A 21,789-nucleotide genomic window follows, 5' to 3' on the forward strand; every position below is an offset into this window, starting at 1 on the left:
TTGCAAAGAAGGGGCTCCTCCATTGTTATTGGTTAACCTTTTCGTTTTTATGCAACCAGTGATACAGCACCGGTAAAACGAGTAGCGTTAAGAGTGTTGATGAAATGATGCCGCCGATCACCACTGTGGCAAGTGGGCGCTGAACTTCCGCACCGGTACCAGTATTGAGTGCCATCGGCACAAAGCCCAAGCTTGCAACCAGTGCTGTCATCAAGACTGGTCGCAAACGAATCATTGCGCCTTCGGTAACTGCCAAAATTAAGTCGCCTTTCTCATGCCAAAGGTCCCGAATAAAGGCGAGCATCACAAGGCCATTTAATACCGCTACGCCGGATAGAGCGATAAAACCAATACCGGCTGAAATAGAAAGGGGCATGCCTCGTAAATAGAGCGATAAAACTCCACCCGTTAGTGCGAGAGGTACTCCACTAAAAATAATTAGTGCATCTTTAAGCGAGCCAAAGGCCATAACGAGAAAACCTAAGATTACCAACAGGGTGATAGGTACGACGATGGATAAGCGTTGGCTGGCTGACTCCAGTTGTTCAAAGGTGCCGCCATAATCCAACCAGTAGCCCGGTGGGATATCCGCTTCTTCTCGGATGCTGGCTTGTACCTCTTTAACGAAACTGCCCAGGTCTCGTCCGCGAACATTGGCTGTTACCACAACGCGGCGCTTACCATTCTCACGACTGATTTGCGCAGGCGCCGGTGAGATATCCAAGGTGGCGACTTCTTCGAGTGGCACGTAATCTCCATTTCGCAAAGGCACGGGTAAAAACTTTAAGCGATCGATATCGCGACGTGTTGTTTCTGGCAAGCGAACCACCAATTCAAAGCGTCGATCACCCTCGTAGATAATGCCGGAGGATTCACCACCAATGGCAGCGGAAATCCAATCTTGAAGTTCGGCAACGTTTAAGCCATATCGGCCTAACGCAGTACGGTTCGGTATCACGGAAAGCGTTGGTAACCCAGTCACTTGTTCAACCCGAGCATCGGCCGCGCCTTCAATTGCGTTAACGATGCCCAGGATGTCGTTGGCGGTTATGACGAGTTGGTCCAAGTCGTCGCCAAACACCTTAATGCCCAGATCCGCACGCACGCCCGAAATTAACTCGTTAAAGCGCATTTGAATGGGTTGGGTGAACTCATAGTTGTTTCCTGGGAGTTCCTCCACCGAGCGTTCTATCTCCTCAACGAGTTCAGCTTTCGTCTTGGTTGGATTTGGCCATTCACTTCGCGGCTTCAATGTCACAAAGTTATCTGCAACATTGGGTGGCATAGGATCGGTGGCCACTTCCGCTGTGCCGATACGGGCAAAGACCTTATCCACTTCAGGAAAGGATTTGATTCTCTGTTCAAGGATTTCTTGCATCTCCACGGCTTTCTCAAGACCAGTACCTGGAATACGCATGGCGTGCAGTGCGATGTCCCCCTCATTTAATTGTGGAATAAATTCGGAGCCTAAAGTGGAAGCTAACCATAAACAAAACACAACGAGTACTGAGGCAAAGCTCACCACTGCCCAGCGAAATTTCAAAGCGAGGTTAAGCAAGGGTTTGTAGGCAGATTTTGCTTTGCTGATAACGATGCTTTCTTTTTCACTGATCTTGCCATTCATAAACACGGCAACCGCCGCAGGCACCACCGTTAACGACAGCACCATGGCAGACAATAAGGCCATCACCACAGTTGCAGCCATCGGGTGGAACATTTTGCCTTCAACGCCGGTTAGGCTGAATATCGGGATGTAAACGATGGTAATAATGGCCACGCCAAACAGACTTGGGCGAATCACCTCGGATGTTGCTTCGAAGACCGTGTTTAGACGCTCGCGTAAGTCTTGCAGTCTGCCATTCGCATGCTGAGCTTCGGCCAAGCGGCGAACACAGTTTTCAACAATGATCACCGCACCATCAACAATCAATCCGAAATCGAGGGCTCCCAAACTCATAAGATTGGCCGACACGCCGGTTTTCACCATGCCAGTAATTGTCATCAACATGGCTAATGGAATGACCGCCGCAGTGATCAATGCAGCGCGCATATTTCCTAACAAGAGAAACAACACCACGACAACTAGAAGCGCGCCTTCCATCAGATTTTTGGACACCGTAGCAATGGCCTTATCGACCAGTGCGGTGCGATCGTAGACGGCTTCCGCCACCACACCTTCCGGTAATGATGCTTGGATATTGTCGAGTTTGCTCGCTACATCTTGAGCAACCGTACGCGAATTCTCGCCGATCAACATCATCGCGGTACCCAACACCGTTTCAGCACCATCGCGTGTTGCGGCGCCTGTGCGAAGTTCTTTACCAATTCCAATCTCAGCGACATCCTTGATTTTGATCGGCACGCTGTCATGTTCTGTAATGATGACATTGCCGATGTCTTCGGTCGTTGCGAGCTGACCGGGCGAACGAACTAAAAGTTGCTGGCCATTTCTTTCGATATAGCCCGCGCCACGGTTATCGTTGTTAGCTTGCAAGGCTTGCACAAGCTCTTCAATACTGACTTTGTAGAGCAGCAATTTGGTGGGATCAGGCATCACGTGGTATTGCTTGTTGTAGCCGCCAATACTGTTAACTTCTATCACGCCTTTCACCTGGGCGAGCTGAGGTTTGATAATCCAGTCCTGAATTTCTCGCAATGCGGTTGAGGTGTAGGGTTCGCCATTGGCCATGCGGGCATCAGGTTTGGCTTGCACGGTGTACATAAAGATTTCACCCAAACCGGTGGATATGGGGCCCATCTCGGGTTCCAACCCAGGCGGTAAGACACTTTTGATCGCACCCAGTCGAGCGTTAATTAGGTTGCGGGCAAAATAGATATCCGTGCCTTCTTCAAACACGACCGTAACTTGTGACAAACCATAACGTGACAGTGATCGCGTGTAGGATAGATTGGGTAAGCCGGCCAGCGCAGTCTCCACCGGATAGGTTATGCGTTGTTCCGATTCCAATGGTGAGTAACCCGGAGCAGCGGTATTGATTTGTACCTGAACATTGGTGATATCGGGTACCGCATCAATCGGGAGCTTTTGATAACTCCACACACCCACACCGACGATGACAAAAATAAAACATAAAAGCAGTAAGCGCCTTTCTATAGCTAGGCGCAAGATAGATTCAATCATGGTGCGCCCCTTAGTGTTCGTGTTCAGCTTCGGATTTTTCGATATCGGCTTTAATTAAATAGCTGTTTTGACTGACGTACTCAGCGCTACTCTCAAGGCCATCGATGACTTCATAAAAGTGATCGTCTCCACGACCTAGCACAAGGGGTGTAAAGGTGTATTCGTCGCCGCGCTTAACAAATACGCCTTGGCGGCCACCCAAGTTTTGAACGGCATCTTTCGCAACGGCAAGGGAGACGGGAAAGCGACCAATCTCTAATTGGGCTTCCACCATCAAGCCCGGAGATAAGGTGTGCTTGCTGTTGTCCAGCTTGACGCGCGCCAATTGATAAGGGGAGTCCATCGACGGCACAACATGTTTGACCCTAGACTCAACGCGTCCGTTGGTTGTCAAAACATGCACGGACTGACCTTCTGCGACCGAGGATTGTTGCGCAGGATAAACGCGCAGCTCTGCCCAAACAGTGTCAAAGTTGGCGATAGAAAATAGAATTTGATCCTGAGTCACTTCACCACTGTTGGCATGCCGTTGAACAACACGACCAGAAATAGGTGAGCGGATTTTGTAAATTTTAAGGCTTTCGTTGGATTCAATTTCTGCCAATACGTCACCGGTTTTTACAGTATCGCCAATAGTAACTTGAACAGACTTAACGAGACCTTCAAAGCGTGCACGTACATGACTCAGTTGTTCTGGCCCCGAGACCAAGTTACCGTAAACAGTGATGGTTTGGTGGAGCTCTTGTGAGCCGGCGATTGCGGTAACGATGCCCACTTGTTGCGCCATGTCGCTATCGATGCGGCTGCCATAAGCTTCGCCGTGTCCGTGCTCATCTTCGTCATCATTTCCATGACCATGCTCATCATGATCGTGCTCGTCTTCATCGTGATCAACATGATCTTCGTGCTTATCATGGTCACCGTCTTCATGATGTGGTGCATGTTGTTCATTGGCTTCATGCTCGTGTTCGTGGTCACCCTCCGACCAGGCGTTTAATGAAAGTGCACTTAACAGAAATGCCGAAGCAAACAGTACGCCTAAAAAAGGTGTTTTGCTTTTAGGTTTGAAATAAGAAAACAAAGTAGTTAAGCCTTTCATTATTTATTCTCCTTTGTTTTTTTATTCACATGGTCATCGGCGTGATCGTTGTGGTCATGATCTTCAACGTGTTTATCTTTAGATTTCTCTTCGTGATCGACATGCTTTTCATGTTGCTCTTGATCGCCTTCAGCGTGATGTTTTTTATGGTTTCCACTTTCTTCATGTTGATGGTCGTGGTTATGTTCTTCCGCTGCGTGAACATACGTACTTAAAACAAAGCTGCTTAAAATAACGGTTAGCGTCGTGAGTACTGTGACAATTGATTTTTTCATGGTCATAAATTCCTAAGGCCTGATAGTGATCAAACCTGAATAAAATGGATTGAATTATTGATTAAGCGATTCACTGGACAGCTTTTCTATCAATGCTTGACTAATAAGTGCTGTCGATGCTGCATCGATACGTGCTTGCTTGGTAGCAAGCAGCTCTTCCTGGGCAGCAATCAAATCCAAGTATCGATAGCGCCCGTTTTCATAAGCTTTACGTGTGAGTTTGAGCGCGTTTTCAAGCGCTGGAATGATCTCATTTTCGGTTTTATTCACGGCCGCGATGCTTTGCCGTCGAAGCGAATAGGCCTCAAAAAGTTGGGAGTGCAAACGTAAAAGAAGATCCTGCCGGGCATAATCCACGGCGTTGCGGTTTGCCAGGGCAGCCTTAACTTCACCGCTGTTTCGTTTTTTTGAAAATAAGGGAATGGAGAGCCCTGCGGTGAATGCTGAATCGCCAGTCTCTTCAAAGCGTCTGATACCCGCACGCCAGGTCAGATCACTGCGACCACCGGCGCGTGCCAGCGTCACTTCTGCATCTTTGATTCGCGCCTCGCTCGCAAACACCTGAATAGTGGGTGATGTCTTCACTCGCGCATACAGCTGGTCGAATCCTTGGCTTGAGCCAAATGCAAATAGGCTTCCCTCCAGAGAACTAAAGGCCGGAGTGGTATCTCCCCAAAAACGCGCAAGCCGCACTTTCTGACGTTCTAGCCGCTCCACTAACGCAGCAAGGCGGATCTCAGCGCGGGCAACTGCCGCTTGAGCGCGCATGACTTCCGCTTCGGGTGTTGCTCCCTTCTTTGAGCGCCTTTTGACAGTTTTTAGTAATGACTGGGATAGCGCCAATGATTCTTCTGCCAGCCGAATGTTGGCTTGGGTTGCCAAACTCTCGATGTAGCTCGCCGTCAGTTCACCGAGTACATCCAGTGTAGAGGCTTGCTGTTCCCATTCCGCTTGGTGAATTCGAGCATCCACCAAAGACATGCGTGCTTTTCTTTTTCCACCCATTTCAATAACGGAAGAAAGTGACAGTGTGGCTTCAGGACTATCGAGTCCTTTAAATGCACCTGAACCCGCAAAGTTTTCTACCTCTAACTCGAGCTCCATTGCGGGGCGTAGTGCACCCGTTTGCTTTTGAGCTTTTAAAGCGTCATTTACAAACCGGTATTGATATAACTGTGGGTTTTGCGCGAGGGTCTGAGTGATCGCGTTTTTTAGTGTGAGCGGGGTGTCAGTGCTAGCGTATCCAACTGGTGGTAGTAAACCTCCAGCGAGGATAAACACAATCACACAGATCTTTCTACACCCAATAAGTGTAATAAATCGCATAACTTGATCCTAAATTAAGTCTAATTTTTCCGCTTTCGCGAAATTAAAATAAGGGCTTGAATTAGGTGTGTGCGATCGGAGGGCGTAAGAGCGGGTTAATGACTTTAGATGGGAAGTTTTCGCTGTAATCCGTATTGGATGTGGACGATTTATTTAAGACGAACCCAGAGGGTTTAACTAAAACTGCAGGGCTAAAATGACCATGACAATGGCAGCAATGGTGGCAGTCCCTTTCTTGACCGCCTGCTCCATCAACTAATTTATGATCAACCTCGACATCTTCGTGCGAATGCTGATGATCGTCAAAAGTGAGATGCTCCGTGCCTGACTGATGCGACTGATGCGCATCGGCAATCCCTGCGGCGGATTGGAACACCACCAGTGCAAGGATAAAATATGTCAGGAAACGTTTGCTCATTATACAATTCTAATTCATTCGTTATGTGATTCTATTAAATGGGTTATCACTCGATCATCTTAGCAAAAGTATACGTCGGGCGCCGTTTAAAACAATGAACCCAATGATAACACCGATGATCAAGTTCGGTATTTGAGACCCGTCAGCGCCACAAGGGTTCCCGCAATGACCACGCCTGGCCAATACATCTTTATCTAGCCCGCTTAATCGGCTGGGAATATTTTTCATTACATGACCTGGATTCTGGAAAGTCTGGAGCGGATTGTATAAGCAACAAATACAGCAATGACTAAGGCTTGAGCTAGGAGGCTTTGCCACGTTGATTTCAGTCCTATCCAGTCTAGCTCGAAAGTCATAGGCAGCGGAGAGATACCGATGATTGCTGCTTCCTGCAAAGCGATAATACCTTTACCGATCAGCACAAAAGATAGTCCAACCAGCAGATAAGTCGTCACGGAGAAAAATCGACCAATCGGAAGTTTAACTGAGTAACGGATTGTCAGCCACGCTACCACCGCTAAACAAAGTGTTCCTGCTAAGAATCCACTGATAATTGTGGGCGTTTGAGAAGGTAGCGATTGTGTTAAAAGGGCTTCGTAAAACAACACTGTTTCAAAGACCTCTCGGTAGACCGCGATAAACGCTAATAGGGCGATCCCCCAAAGTGTGCCGGCCTTTAATCTCTGAGTGACCTGTTTTTGGATATAAGCTTTCCATTGTGCTGCATGAGTTTTACTGTGCATCCAAACGCCCACGTAAAATAACACTGCAGCGGCAGTCAGGGCGGCCACGCCTTCCATTACTTCACGGCTGGCACCACTGATACCGATAAGTTCACGCGCAGCCCACCAGGTTAGTCCTCCAGCTAGGAGTGCTGTGGCCCAACCTGCGTGCACGTATCTGAGGGCGTCGGCTCGTCCAGAACGTATCAACACCATCGCCAGTGCAAGCGTAACCAGAAGGGCTTCTAGGCCTTCACGGAGCAGTATTATTAAACTGGCACTAAATAAGGTCGCGTTAGATAAGCCTTCTGCAGACAAGAGCTGTTCAGCACTTTCGAGTTGGGCCAGAGTAGTGTCCAAGCTCGTTTCTAGTTGTTCACGGTTCGTGGTGCTTCTAAATAGCTTCCTAAGTGCCATCATATTGGCTTCAATTTGCCTTCTCAGGTTTGAGTCTCGTGTATCGAGGCTGCTTTCCACCAACTCAAACCCGTCTAAGTATGCGCTCACGGCGAGGTGATTCGCTTTCTCCAATTGACCATTTTCGTAGGCGGAGCGAGCTGCTAACAACTTGCTTCGAGCTATACCTAGGGGGGAAGGGGAATATGAAAAAAGCGAGTTGGGTGAAGCGCGAAGTCGCGCAACTTTTTCAAGCTCGTCGATATCCCCATTAGCTAATTGCGTTGGGCTATTATTGATCAAATCCTCCAAGGTAACATTTGGTGATTTCGCAAACTCGACCTTAACCTCTTCAAAAGCCAAACTTCCCGCATAAAAAGCCAGCGACCAACGCTGCTCTTCGCCCAGTTGGTCGTAAGCAACCATGGCTGTTTCATCGATGCCATTGGATATCGCATCGTATAACCCGAGAATGGAACGATTCATCGCGCGCGTTCTGTCGGTAAAATCTGTGGGCGGTGGTTCTAGCCCAATACTAGTGGGGCCATCACCTTTGCCTTGGCGGCCGTGACAGGTTGAGCATTGTTGCTGAAATAGAGATTGGGTTTCAGGCTCTGGCAACAGTTGCCGAGGCAGTACCGCTTGAGGCATTTGCTCCAATAGTTCAGAACGTAGCTCGTTACACAATTGTTGTATTACTGAAGATGCTTTCTTTTCCTTGATGGCCGCTTCCAATATTTCTGCCTTGGAAGCGAGTGCACTTACCTTTGATGCCTTTGCCTGTGTTATCAAGATACCGGAAAACTCCAGCATTTCCTGATACTCCGCATTATTGATAATCTCACCACTATCGATTGCTTCTGGATAGTCCACGCCTATATATTCGGCCAACTGAGCCATCTGCCTGTAGTCTGGTATTTGTGTATTGGCAATACAATTGACCGATAGTATTGATATCAATAGCAACATTGCTGTGTGAACTTTAGAGCCATTAAACCAAGGAAAAAACACGATACAACCTCAGGGGTTTATAAGTGGAATGAGAATTAATCTCGATTATAAGCTCTATAGCTAGTATAGAGTCAACACCCCGCTTATAGATGCCCCTCCACGGCTGAAGAGGGGGGGGATTTCTGCTAGCCTTGCTTAACATCTTTTCGATGTACCCACTGATACAACACTGGAAGTACGAGCAAGGTTAAGAGAGTTGAGGAGATAATTCCTCCAATCACAACAGTCGCAAGTGGGCGTTGGACCTCGGCACCGGTACCGGTATTCAGTGCCATCGGCACAAACCCCAAACTTGCGACAAGTGCCGTCATTAACACTGGCCGTAGTCGGATCATGGCTCCGTCTACGATGGACTGGGTCAATTCTCCCGTCTCATGCCAAAGTTGACGTATGAAAGCGAGCATCACCAGGCCATTCAGAACGGCTACCCCTGATAAAGCGATGAACCCGATGCCAGCCGAGATCGATAACGGCATATCACGTAAATACAGTGATAACACGCCACCAGTGAGCGCGAGTGGCACACCACTGAAAATAATCAATGCGTCTTTCAGTGATGCAAAGGCCATGACCAGCAAACCCAAAATCACTATCAGAGTGAGTGGCACCACAAGGGATAGTCGCTGACTGGCCGATTCCAACTGTTCAAAGGTGCCGCCGTAATCTAACCAGTAGCCTGGAGGGATATCGGCTTGGTCACGAATTTGCTGTTTTACCTCACTGACAAAGCTTCCAAGGTCTCGCCCGCGCACGTTTGCAGTTACCACAACACGTCGTTTCCCATTTTCTCGACTAATTTGTGCTGGAGACGGCGCAATACTGAGAGTCGCCACTTCTTCCAGAGGGACGTAGTCGCCGTTGGGAAGAGGAACAGGTAAGGATTTAAGACCTTCGATATCCCGTCTGAGGAACTCGGGAAGTCGCACGATTAGCTCGAAGCGACGATCTCCTTCGTATAAAACACCCGCTGATTCACCGCCTATTGCTGCAGCAATCCAGTCCTGTAGTTGAACTACATTTAGCCCATAGCGGCCGAGTGTTTCTCGTTTAGGGCTCACTGACAAGGATGGTAATCCCTCCACTTGCTCCATTCGGACATCCGCCGCGCCTTCAACGGTAGTGACAACCTGAAGAATGTCTTTTGCGGTCAAGGTCAGTTGATCTAGGTCATCACCAAAAATCTTTATCCCCAGGTCAGCTCGCACACCCGAAATGAGTTCATTAAAACGCATTTGTATGGGTTGCGTGAATTCATAGTTATTGCCGGGTAATTGCCACAGTGCCTCTTCAATTTCTTCAAGTAGTTCACTCTTTGTTTTTGATGGTTCTGTCCATACACTTCTGGGTTTTAGAATTACAAAAATGTCTGCAATACTTGGCGGCATGGGATCAGTGGCTACTTCGGGTGTCCCTATACGCGCAAAGACTTTATCGACCTCGGGAAACGCTTTAATGCGCTGTTCCAGAACCTCCTGCATTTCGACAGATTGTTCCAAGCCTGTACCGGGTATGCGTAGCGCTTGAAGAGCAATGTCACCTTCGTTTAACTGCGGCACAAATTCTGACCCTAGGGTGGTCGCCAGCCAAAGACTAAACGCCACAAGGAGAGCTGCACCTGATACGACCACCCAGCGAAACTTGAGTGTGGCAAGCAGTAACGGACGATAAACAGATTTGGCTGCGCTGATGACGACGCTTTCTTTTTCACTAATTTTTCCATTCATAATCACCGCGACCGCTGCAGGAACCAGCGTTAACGACAATATCATGGCAGAAATTAGCGCCATCACGACGGTCGCAGCCATCGGGTGGAACATTTTTCCTTCAACGCCAGTCAAGCTAAATATCGGGATGTAGACGATGGTAATGATGGCGACACCGAACAGGCTTGGACGTATCACTTCAGAAGTCGCTTCAAATACCGTATTCAGTCGTTCACGAAGATCTTGTCGTCCACTCTGATGCTGTGCTTCAGCCAAGCGTCGGATACAATTTTCAACGATAATTACAGCGCCATCGACAATCAAACCAAAATCGAGCGCTCCCAAGCTCATTAAATTGGCAGACACGCCTGTTTTTACCATGCCCGTTATCGTCATCAGCATCGCCAAAGGAATGACTGCAGCGGTGATCAGTGCTGCACGTATATTCCCCAGTAATACAAATAAAACAACAATAACGAGTAGCGCGCCTTCCAATAAATTTTTGCTTACGGTCTTAACGGCTTTATCAACCAGGCTTGTACGATCGTATACCGCTTCCGCAATAACGCCTTCTGGCAGTGAGGCTTGTATATCCGCCAGTTTAAGCGCGATATCTCGTGCCACTGTACGTGAGTTTTCGCCAATCAACATCATGGCGGTTCCCAGTACTGTCTCCACTCCATTCCGCGTTGCGGCACCGGTACGGAGTTCCTTCCCTATGGCAACCTCTGCTACATCGTCTATTTTCACAGGCACACCATCATTTTGTTTGATGATGACCTGACGAATCTCCTCAATCGTGCCTAATTGACCTTGAGAACGCACCAATAATTGTTGGCCATTGGCTTCGATGTAGCCGGCACCTCGGTTATCGTTATTTGACCTTAAAGCATCGGCAACATCCTCGAGACTGACCTGATGGTATAAAAGCTTTTCCGGGGTTGGCATCACATGGTATTGCTTGTTGTAGCCACCAATACTATTAACTTCAATTACGCCTTTTACTTGGGCGAGCTGAGGTTTAATAATCCAGTCCTGAATTTCTCGTAACGCAGTGGCTGTATACGGCTCGCCATTACTCATGCGCGCAGACGGATCTGCTTGAACCGTATACATAAATATCTCACCAAGGCCCGTTGATATGGGGCCCATCTCTGGCTCCAGCCCTGCAGGTAACACACTTTTAATCGCACCAAGGCGCGCATTAATCAGGTTTCTAGCGAAATAGATATCGGTGCCTTCTTCAAATACCACTGTGATTTGAGATAAGCCATAACGAGATAAAGAACGCGTGTGCGAAAGCTTGGGTAAGCCGGCGAGAGCCGTTTCAACGGGATAGGTGATCCGTTGTTCTGATTCCAGAGGCGAATAGCCCGGTGCCGAGGTATTAATTTGTACCTGTACATTGGTGATATCCGGTACTGCATCGATGGGAAGTTTTTGATAACTCCACACGCCAATACTGACAATCACCAAAATAGAACTTAAAAATAGAAAACGCCTCTCTATCGTGAGGCGCAAAATTGATTCAATCATAATGCACCCCTAGTCGTCGTCTTCAGCTTCGGATTTCAAAATATCCGCTTTGATTAAGTAGCTATTTTCTGAAACATATTCGGCCCCATGTTCCAGCCCTAAAACAACCTCAATGAAATTGTCGTCGGATTTCCCTAGTACCAAAGGCGCAAACTCATAAGCTTCACCTTCTTTAACAAACACACCTAATCGTTCCCCCAATTCTTGTACGGCGTCTTTCGTTACCGCTAAAGAGACGTCAAATTCATTGGTATGTATTTTCCCTTTGGCAAGCAGACCGGGTGACAGGTTTAATTCGCTGTTTTCAAGCTTTACGCGAGCAAGCACATAAGGTTTACCCTCTACCGGTATCAGGTGAGCTACAACGGAACGAATAGTCTTATCGTTGATGGTGATAGAAACAGGCTGTCCGGCGCTCACTTTTGCCTGCTTTTCCGGGTAAATACGGAACTCCGCCCACACCGTATCCAGGTTGGTAATCGTCAATAACCGCCGTTCTTGAGTTGGTTCACCTGGGTTCGCATGGCGTTGCACAATGATCCCAGATGTTGGCGCGTGTATCGGATAGCTTTTTAAGCTTTCGTTTGACTCAATGGTCGCGATGCGATCCCCTTTTTCAACAGTATCACCGATTGCAACGTTGACTGATTTGATGATGCCGGGGAAGCGCGCATAAATTTCGTGACTGTTCTCAGGCGCTTGTGTCACGCTGCCATAAACAGTAACGGTTTGACTGATTGTCCCTGCAGTTGCTTTTGCGGTAACAATGCCTACCTTGGTAGATAACTCGTCGTTAATTCGACTAATTTCTTCATATTCATCATCATCATCGTCGTCATCTGCCAAGATGGTTTGAATCGGCGCTAAAACGCCAAGCAATAGAAGTAGTGAGAGTAAGTATTTATTCATTGTTAGTCCTGTTTGATCCATGTATTGATGGGTCATTTAAATTGTTCAAAACGGTTTATCGAGAGATCGATGCACCGGTTAACTGTTCGATCAGTACCTGGCTTATCTGCACATTCGTGGCGGCATCAATAAGGGCTTGTTTTGTCGCGAGTAACTCTTCCTGTGCGGCGACGAGATCTTGATATCGATATCGTCCGTTTTCATACGCTTTTTTTGTTGATTGAAATGCCTTTTCCAGAGCGGGGATGGCCGTGTCTTCCATCTTCATCACAGCGTCCATGTTTTGGTTTCGCAGAGACCAAGCTTGGAAAAGTTTTGCATGTAAGCGCAGGAGGGAGTCTTGCTTGGCATACACGATGGCGTTGCGTTCAGCGAGTGCGGCTTTAACTTCACCCCGATTTCGCTTGGATGCAAACAGTGGTATTGACAGGCCGGCGGTTAACGCAGAATCACCCGTTTCTTCAAAGCGCCTAACGCCCGCACGCCAGGTAATGTCGCTACGACTATTTGTGCGCGCTAAAGTAATTTCCGCGTCTTTTATTCGTGCATCACTCGCAAACACCTGAAGAGAAGGCGATGTTTTAATGCGCGCATAAAGCTGATCGAAACTCTCGCTCTTACCAGATTCGAATAAACTTCCATTTAGGTGACTAAATTCGGGAGATGTCTCTCCCCAAAAATGTGCCAGCAGTATTTTTTGTCGTTGAAGCTTTGAGGTCAACGCGGCTAATTGAAGCTCCGCCCGAATGACCGCAGCCTGCGCACGCATAACCTCGGCTTCAGGTGTCGCGCCTTGCTTTGCTCGTGTTTGTACGGCCTTGAACAGTGATCGCGACAGATCCAACGAGTTGTTAGCAAGGTCGATATTTGCCTGCGTTGACAAGCCTTCGATAAATACTTGGGTCAGTTGACCCAAGACATCCAATGTAGCTGCTTGCTGTTCCCAATGATTTTTATTGATTCGAGCATCTACTAGGGACATACGCGCCTTGCGCTTGCTCCCTAGTTCAATAACCGATGAGAGTTGTAGTGTGGTTTCTGCACCTTCAAACCCTTGGGTATCGCCGGACCCTGCAAAGTTTTCTACTTCGAGTTCGAGTTCTATTGCTGGGCGCAAAGAGTGGGTTTGCTTTCGAGCTTCAAACATTTCAGTAGCGAAGGTGTACTGATATAGCTGCGGGTTCCGTTCTAGCGTCTGGGTAATCGCTTCTTTTAATGTAAGAGCGGGGTCAGCACTTGCATAGCTAGGAGACGCGGATATACCTGCGACCAAAACTATAGCTGACAGGCAAATCGACCGACACCCATTAAGTGTGGTGTTAAATAGCATAAAATGATCCTGATTAAGTCAATCTATTCCGCGCTAGCGGAGTGAGTGGTGTGTATCAATTAGGATCAGGAGATCGGAGGACGCTGGAGAGGGCTAGGTATTTCAGAGGAGAAGTTTTTGCGATAATCAGGAACATCTGTGCGCGTTTTTTGAAGCGAAAAACCCGACGATTTAACTAATATTACGAGGCAGCCATGCCCATGACAAAGACTGCAGTGACTGCAGTCGTGTTCCTCTTCAAGCGGATCAATATTTGTTTCAGTCGGATCCATCTCGTCGAACCCAGTTAGAGTATTATTAACTGAATAATTATCAGAGCCTGACAGTGTTATCTGGTCTACATCCCCCATAGCGATACTTGACTGAAAAACCGTCAATACGAGCATCAAATATATTAGGGTGGGTTTTACCATCAGGGCTGCCACTAGGTTTCGATTAAAAAATACATAATAGGATGTTAAGAATTCATATTTAACTTGGGCACAATATAGATTTCGGTTTCGCCATTTAACACAAAAATAAAGTCTTCGTTCTCCCCTAGTTTTGTGCCGTTAACCAGCCTGCCGCCATAGGCTTTTACTTGAATGGGGGCTAGTTCTATATTGCCTTTCATCAATAAATACAGGCTATGTATCGCTGCAGGGTAAAAATGTTTTAACCAATAATTGTGATCGTTCAATAATTGAGATTCAGAAATATTCGCAAATTGTATCGTTCGTTCCTTGCAATAACGGAAATGCACTTCGATGGAGGAATCTATGTCTGTTGAAAAGTTTTGAAAGCCTAACTTAGGTAGGTTTGAGTCCCAAAACCTTAGGGTCCAGTTATAGTCTGCGTCATTGAAATGCAGATCAGCAACATCGAGCCAATCCCCAGCATATGTGGCTGTGTTATTTAGGCGTATTTTATTGCCCTTGGCTAGTTCCTTTAAAGCATTGGTTATATCTTTGGCCGCCTGATCGAAACTTTTTGTTTTTTCCTGTGCTGCGGGGCTTATATTGTCAAAAATAATGGCATTCACTGCCTTTTTTTGAGATAAGTCCTCGATACCAATAGAGGTGATATTGTTTGGCCGATTGTTGCTAACACAAGCACTGAGCACGACGCTGATGAGCAAGAGTGTCAACTTCTTTTTGGTGAATAGTTGTCGCATTGTATTGACCATATCGCGTTTATTTCAGTCGCAAGATGCGAACCGCCCCCCACATAACCAGGCCTGCTATTAATAGGCCGATGACCAAATCTGGCATTTGAGACCCTGTCACCGCCACTAGAATTCCCGCTGTTATCACTCCCGCATTGGCCAACACGTCATTGGCAGAAAATATCCAGCTCGCTTTCATATGGGAGCCTTGGTTTCGCGATTTGAAGATCAACAAGAGACAGGTAATATTCGCTATCAAGGCCACGGCGCCAAAGCTCATCATGAGCACCGAGACCGGTTCACTTCCATATAGGAAGCGTCTGACAACCTCCAATAGAACACCCAGAGCAAGTGCAATCTGCAACCAACCCGAAAAGTGAGCCGCTTTGAGTTTAAGCGTGGCCGCCTTGCCCACTGCATATAGCGACACGCCGTAGACCGCCGCATCGGCGAACATATCCAGTGAGTCGGCGATAAGCCCTGTCGATTGCGCCACAATGCCCACGCCGAGCTCAAGTACAAACATGGCCGCGTTAATGGCCAACAGCCATTTTAATACTTGATATTCACGCGTTTCATTGATTGTTGTGGCTTCCAAGGCAGCCTGAACCGCATTGTGATCTACTGACTCGAATGAGACCAAGGTTGCGCCGAGGCCAACAGACTTCAAGGCTTTTTCCACTTTATCCGCCATATCAGGGTGATATATATGCACCTTGCGTCCGGGCAAGTCGAATTCGAATACGACGGTTGCTTCAAAGCTAGCAAAAGCCGTACGAATCAAGTTCTCTTCGGATGGGCAATCCATCTTAGGAACGTCAAATACGCTCAGGTGGCTCATTTCAGCGTGAGCACTACTTGCTGCTTGCGATTCAGGTTGCAATGACGTTTCTTGACTAGCGTTGCAACCACAAGTCTTCGAGTCTTCGGTCATAAATGGCTCTTGTTTACACAGTAATGGAGAGTGTAAACTCTATAGCAACTATAGAGTCAAGGGTGGAGTTGATGAAAATTGGTGAGCTGGCAAAGCGCAGTGGCTGCTCAGTGCAGACCATTCGGTACTATGAAAGGGAGGGGCTATTGAGTTCTGCTGCGCGCAGCGAGGGGAACTTCCGGTTGTATGATAAGTATGCGGAAGAGCGGCTGATGTTCGTTAAGCGTTGCCGCAGTCTGGATCTCACTTTGGTGGAAGTGAAGCAGCTATTGACCCTTACCCAAGAGCCTGGCTCAGCGTGTGATAAGGTCAATCAGATCCTTGACCTGCATATCCAGCGAGTGGAGGATAGAATCGCTGAACTTCAAGATCTACACAGCCAGCTAATAGGGTTAAGAGGGCATTGCGCAGAGAATCGTACTGTTGAGCAGTGTGGAATAATCAGGGGGCTAAAAGCGGAAGGAGGATGAGGCAAATATTTGAGGTTATGCCCTGAGATGAACAAGAGTATGAATATTGGTGTGGTCTTGAGCTGTATCTGGTGTAGATTGATCCGCTCATGATTAATCTAAATCGAGCCTATTTGGGCCATTCGGCATTTCTAAAAGCGCCCCTGTGACCATGATTGCGCCAGCAACACACTAAACAATTATGCTGGTATGCGTGAGTATGCTCGCAGCAAGCCCATTTAATCCTATCAAGACAGCCTGACCCCTCCATTCAGACCTCTTTTTTAGTGTTCTTGGTTGAAAGCTTGAGTATACTAAGATATGTTAGTCCTAAATCCTAGGACGCGGGACGTAGAGAGGTGATGCGCTTTGAAAAGTCAAGATATATTATTGTTGCTGAAGCTTGTATCCCTACGGAAACAAGAACAGCGAATTGAGGGCGGCTCCGAAAGCAATGCCTGGCCCTCTGGCTGGCAGGACTGGGAGGTTATTGAAGAGGAGCAGTCCGCTCTTGATGATTTTCTGCTTCCAGAGAGAAGGTTTGGTGTTAATGAATATATCTCCACTCTATATACCGCAAGGAAGCTTGAGGCCGACACCGGGATAAGCAAGTCTCAAATCAATCTGGCGTTAAACCGCTGCCTCGATATTGGTTTAGCGAAAAAAGACCGAAAGCTAGGGGTTCCCAGGGCTAATGTTCGAGCCTTATTTGAATTTATTGTCTTTGGCCTTAAATATGTATTTCCTGCTAAGCCAAAAGAAATCACGCGGGGTATAGCCACCGCTTTTGCCGCGCCAGTATTGAAAGACAAGCTGATGAGCGCTGGAGAGTTTGTGCCTATTTGGCCGGACGCAAAAGGCAATACAAAAGGGCAGGCTGTAGAGCCATTATACAAGTCCGTGGGGCATGCAATAAGGCGAGATCCTGAAATGTATTCCTTGCTGGCTTTGGTCGATGCTATACGTCTAGGGCAGCCTCGTGAGAAGGCCCTTGCAGCTGACTTGCTTAAGCAGCGCCTTGGGGTTTCATGATGAGCGCACTTCCAGTTCACATCAAGATGCTCGAGCAAGTGGCTAACGCACTTGGGGAAGAGTTTCGACAGCAAATGACATTTGTCGGCGGCTGCACCACCGGACTGTTGCTCACAGATGAATATACAAAAGAGCAAGTGCGACATACGGATGACGTAGACCTAATTGTCCATGCAATGGGTTATGTTGAATTTCATAAGCTACAGAAAAGTCTTCAAGAGCGAGGTTTCACTATCCCTAGCCCCGTTCCAGGTGAGGAGTCGCCTATCTGCGCAATGCAGCTGGGTGATCTTCGGGTGGATTTCATGCCCGATGATGAGGGTGTTCTAGGTTTTGGTAATCGTTGGTATCAAGGCGCCATGGAGACCGCGGAATGCTATGACCTCACTACTGAGTTATCGATTAAACTAGTAACCCCAGTTTATTTTCTGGCTACCAAATTAGAGGCCTACAAAGGTCGAGGGAATAACGATGCGCTCGGTAGTAGAGACATCGAGGATATTCTCAATCTTGTCGATGGTAGGGAAGAGCTTTTGGGGGAGGTGCAATTAGCATCGCCTGAATTACAGCAATATATATCGAAAGAGTTAACCCCGCTCTTAAGTGACACTAATTTTGAGTACGCAGTTCAAAGCCAGTCCAAAGGGGATGAAGGTAGAGAGGCCTTGATTTTTGAGCGGTTAGAGGCTTTGGCTTCATACACCATCGATGGTAATGAGTAATGCGATATTATGGATGTTAAGTGGACAAGCCGGTGTGGAAATGAGCGCTCTCAGAACAACGACGCGATTGCATTGGGTTACAAGGGCGGCTTTTTAATTGCAGTTCTAGTAGATGCAGCGGAGAGCCGCGTGACCAGAAGAGTAACATCGAGTACTCCGGGGCAAAAAAAGCGACTTGCGGTTTTCTGGGCGGATAGCTGCTTAAAGAGAATACTTCAGCTTGAAGGGAGCTATTCTGATGAAGCGATAATTAATATGTTATCGGATCAGCAAAAACAACTTAGAAGTCTCTATCTTCATGATATTGCAAGCTATGGCATACTCATTTTGAATCTCGAGACTGGCGATGTTCAGTGGCTCTATACAGGTGATTGTCGCATTGGGTTGGTAACGTATTCAGGGGAAGCGCAGTGGTTAAATAGGCCGCATAGATTGAATGAATTCCCGTTATTAATTCCTCAAGGGCAGGGGGGCCAAGATATTAACCCATCAGCGCGTGATATTTCAGAGCACACACTGACGCAATGCCTCAATGCGCGCCGCTTTACTCGCCCAGATTTAGTGACTTCCAAAATAGACATTAAAGATCCAGAGCTAGCCGCAGCCAGTATTGTCATTGGTACCGACGGGTATTGGAGTGAGCACCTTCAGGAGGGGGTTGAAATGAGTAAGCTTGTGGATGATGCCAGCTATCTGACGATTAAATGTGGTAGGTCGGCGCTTAAAATGCAATCTGACTCGCCTAATTTATTTGTTATCTACGCTTGATGGGTACTCGGAGAGATACCCATCAAGTATTAGTTGATTCGATATAAAACTGGTCAGTTGACCTCTGCGGTGCTGGCAAGCTGCTGTGGTTCGCGGCCAATAACTATGCTGGAGGCGCGGTATGACCCAATCGCTCAGCAATTTTCTTTTGGCTGCTGGATAAAGCCTTCCAGAACGTATGAACTTTAAAGGTGTCCATTTCCTCCAGGTGTTCTTTGTACTTGTTCTTATTGAGTGCGACTTTAAAAAATGACGGACTATGATCAATGTCATTCTTGTTCAGTCGCCAGAAAACGACAAAGGCATACTTGGGGGTCAAGTATTTGTTCTTAAGGTAATAATTTAGTGCATTGCTTAAAATTTCGTTTGGTTCAGCTATTGCGAGGTTTTTAAGAGCATTAATGCACGCGTCATAACACATTTTGTCTTTTAATTTATTTAGTTTTTTCTCGGTATCTTTTGCGTTGAGAACGTTACCCTTATTATCAAATACTTGAACTTGAAACTTTAGAATACAGCTGGATCCAATCCATAGTCGGTTTCGAGTAATTTCGTTTTCAATTTCGAAGTGATATCGTAACTTTTCGTTGTCACATAGCTCGCAATCTTCATTAGGTTTTAAATGATCTTTCACTTTATCGGTGAAATGCCATTCTTTAAATGCCGCAGGCAAATCCCCCGCCATGGATAATGGCAAAATATTATCGGCAACCCGTTTGGGGTAAGTGCTCATCGTATTTCCCCTATTGTCGTTAGGTGTAGAAGGCTCCGCTAATTGTGTGTGCTCATCAAATACGTTGGCGCTAACACGAATAGTTTTGTCATCACTCAAGCCTTCAATTTTCCCCAATATTTCAGGTGGGCAAGTGTCGTCAAAGGTCAGAATGAAATCATAAATCAGTCCGTCATTACTGCTGTTTTCTTGTGTTTCCCATTCCAGCATTTCTAGGTCATCATCACTAATGCCCAGTTCCTCTGCGAGTCTGCTTTGAAGAGGTTTGCCATATTTTAGGTCCGGATCCACCCAGTCATCATTGATACTGCCGCCTACCTCTAATTCGAAGTCGTAAAAACCACGCTTTCCGGCTATACGAGGTAAAGTAATTTGAACGCCCATATCAATGGTGTCACCACAAAATGGCTTATCATCGAGAGGTTCGCCTTTGTATTGCGCGGAGGCAGTGACGATCAATTCGTCATCGCCATTATGAATTTTGACATCATCATAATATGGCGAGTCAAAGAAGCCCGCATTAGTTTCTGCCATCACGCCCGATAGCTCATCATCAATCAGTGTTTGGCTGTCAGGAAGGAAGACGTCAGTGATGTAGCTCTCGAGAGAGTCATAGAGCCAAACGTTTCCGCCACATAATCCTTCACCGGATAAAAAGTCTGAAAGAAGCTTCGCAATATTCATTGAAGAGATGAGGTCGGCAGGTAAATCGTTTAGCTTCACGCGCCGATCTTCCAGTAAGGGAAGGTCGGGAATAAAGATATAGGCATCTTCGAGCCTTTGAAGGGGATACGCTTTTTCTGCCATAAGCGCTGCATGGCTTTTATACCCAAAAAAAGCCGCCACCAGTTCTCTGGCATGTGATGCTTTTAGTTTTTCGGGGGATAGAGAAGCATGTTTTTGACGCAGAAAATCTGCGCAAAGCTTGGAGAGGTCTGTACTCATTGGAGTGATCCTTTCTTAACAATGCTGGGCTTTGGTATGTAGTAGTAAGTGTTTAATTCACTACACTTGCCAGCGGAGTTAGAAAAAATCGACTGAAAAGTAGGTAGTTAAAATTGCTGTCTTTTAGGTCACTTACAGCCTTGGCATCAGCTCCGATACTTAAGATACCAGATCTACAGGTTTTGGCAATACGGTCAACAAACAAAGAGGGCGCCTTTGAATGTTCTGTTGGGGGCTGCGTTTGTGGCTTGTAGTGGGGGGTAGCTGTTATCTGAGCGGGCGGGGTGTTGTATAAAGGTAGATGCTAAAAGCACCTACCTTCTTAGGCTGCAATGAGGCAGATGGCGTGAGTGAGTCTCATTGGCGAGGTTTTCTCTTTGGTCGCTTGTTTTATCTGTTGTTCAAGGCTGGGCTTAACTTCTTCGTAGATATGTGGCTTGACGTTGCTCGAATCTAGTGTGACCACTAAGGCATAAGGAATCGTGAGTTGCTTTCCTCCGGTATGTGATTTCAAGATGTTCGCTCTGTATAATTAGCTTTTAAAGTTGTTTTATAGGGGACTTCTTTGCGGTGGTAAAGTGAGATCTTGGATTTATCTAGCGGTCCCATGACGGCCCCGGGTCTCTGTTGCGTACTGGCGACGGCTTGAGTTTCGCTTGTAGTTTCTGTTCCAGTTGCATCGCTTGTCCAAACTCAGATAGTTTCATACACTTCGTCACTGTGCCATCGCTCCTAATACCCGCAACGAGTCCGAAACCTCCGGAACTCTTATTTGAATTCTTTTTAAATGTGACAAACTTCCTCACGTACTCAAAAAAACTATCGATATCAGTGCCCTGGCTAAGAGCATCCTCGATATGCAGTTGTTCTTCAGAAAAATACTCTTGGCATACTAAATCAATGTCTCTTCCTGAACTCTCTCCGTAGATTATTAAGTGGTGGCTGCTTTCATCAATTAGAATACCTTTTGCTTCTTCATAGTTGGTGAATTTTCGGCACTCATCTGTTAAGCATGTTTCGTCCTTTTTGAATTCAATAAGAATCCAGTTTTCTTCGTTTCCCAATATTGTGTCCCCTGCGCGCTCCTGATGTCCATCAAGGGGAGCAATAAATGCATCTAGCTCTACGTATTTTTTTACGAAATAATATTCGACCGTTTTTTCCCACCAGATAATGCTCATTAAAATTCAATTTC

18 protein-coding genes are annotated in these 21,789 nt (G+C 46.9%); 4 read left to right on the plus strand and 14 right to left on the minus strand.

Going from position 1 to position 21,789, the window contains the following annotated elements; all coding sequences use genetic code 11:
* Positions 1-25 precede the first annotated feature (25 nt).
* The 11 genes from ACZ5NB_RS07905 to ACZ5NB_RS07955 all read right to left on the minus strand — a co-directional run bounded on the left by ACZ5NB_RS07905 (position 26) and on the right by ACZ5NB_RS07955 (position 15,945).
* Complete coding sequence (locus tag ACZ5NB_RS07905; protein WP_460232555.1) at positions 26-3,142, minus strand: efflux RND transporter permease subunit; 3,117 nt, start codon at positions 3,140-3,142, stop codon at positions 26-28.
* 10 nt (positions 3,143-3,152) lie between these two features.
* Positions 3,153-4,241 (minus strand): efflux RND transporter periplasmic adaptor subunit, encoded by a 1,089-nt coding sequence (locus tag ACZ5NB_RS07910; RefSeq protein ID WP_460232556.1) that lies wholly within the window; start codon positions 4,239-4,241, stop codon positions 3,153-3,155.
* Positions 4,241-4,516: a hypothetical protein gene (locus tag ACZ5NB_RS07915; RefSeq protein ID WP_460232558.1), complete on the minus strand. Its 276-nt coding sequence runs from the start codon at positions 4,514-4,516 to the stop codon at positions 4,241-4,243. Before ACZ5NB_RS07915 ends, ACZ5NB_RS07910 begins: the two co-directional genes overlap by 1 nt.
* A gap of 54 nt (positions 4,517-4,570) precedes the next feature.
* On the minus strand, positions 4,571-5,842 hold the full coding sequence (locus tag ACZ5NB_RS07920; protein WP_460232560.1) for a TolC family protein: 1,272 nt from the start codon (positions 5,840-5,842) through the stop codon (positions 4,571-4,573).
* 61 nt (positions 5,843-5,903) lie between these two features.
* Positions 5,904-6,260, minus strand: coding sequence for a hypothetical protein (locus tag ACZ5NB_RS07925; RefSeq protein ID WP_460232562.1), 357 nt, complete (start codon positions 6,258-6,260; stop codon positions 5,904-5,906).
* 227 nt (positions 6,261-6,487) lie between these two features.
* Positions 6,488-8,389, minus strand: coding sequence for an FTR1 family protein (locus ACZ5NB_RS07930; RefSeq protein WP_460232564.1), 1,902 nt, complete (start codon positions 8,387-8,389; stop codon positions 6,488-6,490).
* A gap of 125 nt (positions 8,390-8,514) precedes the next feature.
* The gene (locus tag ACZ5NB_RS07935; protein WP_460232566.1) at positions 8,515-11,628 is read right to left on the minus strand and encodes an efflux RND transporter permease subunit; all 3,114 of its coding nucleotides are present in this window, start codon (positions 11,626-11,628) and stop codon (positions 8,515-8,517) included.
* A 9-nt stretch (positions 11,629-11,637) separates the two neighbouring features.
* Entirely contained in the window at positions 11,638-12,537 is a 900-nt protein-coding gene (locus ACZ5NB_RS07940) for an efflux RND transporter periplasmic adaptor subunit (protein WP_460232567.1), read from the minus strand.
* Positions 12,538-12,592: 55 nt separating this feature from the next.
* A complete protein-coding gene (locus ACZ5NB_RS07945; protein ID WP_460232568.1) occupies positions 12,593-13,867 on the minus strand; it encodes a TolC family protein in 1,275 nt (424 codons plus the stop codon).
* Between the two features lie 457 nt (positions 13,868-14,324).
* A complete protein-coding gene (locus tag ACZ5NB_RS07950) occupies positions 14,325-14,888 on the minus strand; it encodes a hypothetical protein (protein WP_464107902.1) in 564 nt (187 codons plus the stop codon).
* Between the two features lie 151 nt (positions 14,889-15,039).
* On the minus strand, positions 15,040-15,945 hold the full coding sequence (locus tag ACZ5NB_RS07955; protein WP_460232572.1) for a cation efflux transmembrane domain-containing protein: 906 nt from the start codon (positions 15,943-15,945) through the stop codon (positions 15,040-15,042).
* Between the two features lie 71 nt (positions 15,946-16,016).
* On the opposite strand from ACZ5NB_RS07955, the gene cadR reads away from it, so the two are divergent.
* From cadR to ACZ5NB_RS07975, 4 genes are all read left to right on the plus strand, one after another.
* Positions 16,017-16,415: a Cd(II)/Pb(II)-responsive transcriptional regulator gene (gene cadR / locus ACZ5NB_RS07960; RefSeq protein ID WP_460232574.1), complete on the plus strand. Its 399-nt coding sequence runs from the start codon at positions 16,017-16,019 to the stop codon at positions 16,413-16,415.
* A 348-nt stretch (positions 16,416-16,763) separates the two neighbouring features.
* On the plus strand, positions 16,764-17,426 hold the full coding sequence (locus ACZ5NB_RS07965; RefSeq protein ID WP_019604650.1) for a hypothetical protein: 663 nt from the start codon (positions 16,764-16,766) through the stop codon (positions 17,424-17,426).
* Positions 17,423-18,148 (plus strand): hypothetical protein, encoded by a 726-nt coding sequence (locus ACZ5NB_RS07970; RefSeq protein WP_460232576.1) that lies wholly within the window; start codon positions 17,423-17,425, stop codon positions 18,146-18,148. The genes ACZ5NB_RS07965 and ACZ5NB_RS07970 overlap by 4 nt, the downstream gene beginning before the upstream one ends.
* Before the next feature lie 129 nt (positions 18,149-18,277).
* Positions 18,278-18,916, plus strand: a complete 639-nt coding sequence (locus ACZ5NB_RS07975) for a hypothetical protein (RefSeq protein ID WP_460232577.1) — start codon at positions 18,278-18,280, stop codon at positions 18,914-18,916.
* Positions 18,917-19,019: 103 nt separating this feature from the next.
* On the opposite strand, the gene ACZ5NB_RS07980 is transcribed toward ACZ5NB_RS07975, so the two are convergent.
* The 3 genes from ACZ5NB_RS07980 to ACZ5NB_RS07990 form a co-directional block, all read right to left on the minus strand.
* Positions 19,020-20,594, minus strand: a complete 1,575-nt coding sequence (locus tag ACZ5NB_RS07980; RefSeq protein WP_460232579.1) for a hypothetical protein — start codon at positions 20,592-20,594, stop codon at positions 19,020-19,022.
* A gap of 322 nt (positions 20,595-20,916) precedes the next feature.
* Entirely contained in the window at positions 20,917-21,108 is a 192-nt protein-coding gene (locus ACZ5NB_RS07985; RefSeq protein WP_460232581.1) for a hypothetical protein, read from the minus strand.
* Between the two features lie 82 nt (positions 21,109-21,190).
* Positions 21,191-21,775 carry a hypothetical protein gene (locus tag ACZ5NB_RS07990; RefSeq protein WP_019604646.1) on the minus strand — a complete coding sequence of 195 codons (585 nt, stop codon included), beginning with the start codon at positions 21,773-21,775 and terminating at the stop codon, positions 21,191-21,193.
* Between the last annotated feature and the right edge of the window lie 14 nt (positions 21,776-21,789).

It is taken from the genome of Aurantivibrio plasticivorans, assembly GCF_055392955.1.